Source organism: Streptococcus suis, assembly GCF_019794615.1.
Taxonomy (GTDB): Bacteria; Bacillota; Bacilli; order Lactobacillales; family Streptococcaceae; genus Streptococcus; species Streptococcus suis_AI.
The window spans coordinates 1-1,908 of sequence record NZ_JAIMDU010000069.1 but is presented as its reverse complement, the minus strand read 5'-3'; the positions used below and the strand labels follow the sequence as shown (position 1 = coordinate 1,908).

Below are 1,908 nucleotides of genomic sequence, written 5' to 3'. Positions count from 1 at the left end.
GGGACCGACTACAGCCCCAGGATGCGACGAGCCGACATCGAGGTGCCAAACCTCCCCGTCGATGTGAACTCTTGGGGGAGATAAGCCTGTTATCCCCAGGGTAGCTTTTATCCGTTGAGCGATGGCCCTTCCATACGGAACCACCGGATCACTAAGCCCGACTTTCGTCCCTGCTCGAGTTGTAGCTCTCGCAGTCAAGCTCCCTTATACCTTTACACTCTGCGAATGATTTCCAACCATTCTGAGGGAACCTTTGGGCGCCTCCGTTACCTTTTAGGAGGCGACCGCCCCAGTCAAACTGCCCGTCAGACACTGTCTCCGTAGATGATAAACCTACCGGGTTAGAGTAGCCATAACACAAGGGTAGTATCCCAACAGCGCCTCAATCGAAACTGGCGTCCCGATTTCGTAGGCTCCTACCTATCCTGTACATGTGGTACAGATACTCAATATCAAACTGCAGTAAAGCTCCATGGGGTCTTTCCGTCCTGTCGCGGGTAACCTGCATCTTCACAGGTACTAAAATTTCACCGAGTCTCTCGTTGAGACAGTGCCCAAATCATTACGCCTTTCGTGCGGGTCGGAACTTACCCGACAAGGAATTTCGCTACCTTAGGACCGTTATAGTTACGGCCGCCGTTTACTGGGGCTTCAATTCAGATCTTCGCTTACGCTAAACCCTCCTCTTAACCTTCCAGCACCGGGCAGGCGTCACCCCCTATACATCATCTTACGATTTAGCAGAGAGCTGTGTTTTTGATAAACAGTTGCTTGGGCCTATTCACTGCGGCTGACGTAAAGTCAGCACCCCTTCTCCCGAAGTTACGGGGTCATTTTGCCGAGTTCCTTAACGAGAGTTCTCTCGCTCACCTGAGGCTACTCGCCTCGACTACCTGTGTCGGTTTGCGGTACGGGTAGAGTATGATACATCGCTAGAAGCTTTTCTTGGCAGTGTGACGTCACTAACTTCGCTACTTAACTTCGCTCCCCATCACAGCTCAATGTTATAGATATAAGCATTTGACTCATATCACACCTCACTGCTTAGACGGGCTCTTCCATTCGCCCGCTTTAGTTAGCCTACTGCGTCCCTCCATCACTTCATACTCTAGTACAGGAATATCAACCTGTTGTCCATCGGATACACCTTTCGGTCTCTCCTTAGGTCCCGACTAACCCAGGGCGGACGAGCCTTCCCCTGGAAACCTTAGTCTTACGGTGGATGGGATTCTCACCCATCTTTCGCTACTCATACCGGCATTCTCACTTCTATGCGTTCCAGCACTCCTCACGGTATACCTTCTTCACACATAGAACGCTCTCCTACCATAACACTTAAGTGTTATCCACAGCTTCGGTAAATTGTTTTAGCCCCGGTACATTTTCGGCGCAGGGTCACTCGACTAGTGAGCTATTACGCACTCTTTGAATGAATAGCTGCTTCTAAGCTAACATCCTAGTTGTCTGTGCAACCCCACATCCTTTTCCACTTAACAATTATTTTGGGACCTTAGCTGGTGGTCTGGGCTGTTTCCCTTTCGACTACGGATCTTAGCACTCGCAGTCTGACTGCCGACCATAAATCTTTGGCATTCGGAGTTTATCTGAAATCAGTAAACCGAGATGGCCCCCTCATCCAAACAGTGCTCTACCTCCAAGATTCTTAATGTCGACGCTAGCCCTAAAGCTATTTCGGAGAGAACCAGCTATCTCCAAGTTCGTTTGGAATTTCTCCGCTACCCACAAGTCATCCAAGCACTTTTCAACGTGCCCTGGTTCGGTCCTCCAGTGCGTCTTACCGCACCTTCAACCTGCTCATGGGTAGGTCACATGGTTTCGGGTCTACGACATAATACTATTGCGCCCTATTAAGACTCGGTTTCCCTACGGCTCCGTCTCTTCAACTTA

1 rRNA gene is annotated in these 1,908 nt (G+C 50.1%); it reads right to left on the bottom strand.

Annotated features, from left to right (window positions below):
* Window positions 1-1,908 (bottom strand): 23S ribosomal RNA (locus tag K6V43_RS11315); the annotation flags it as partial.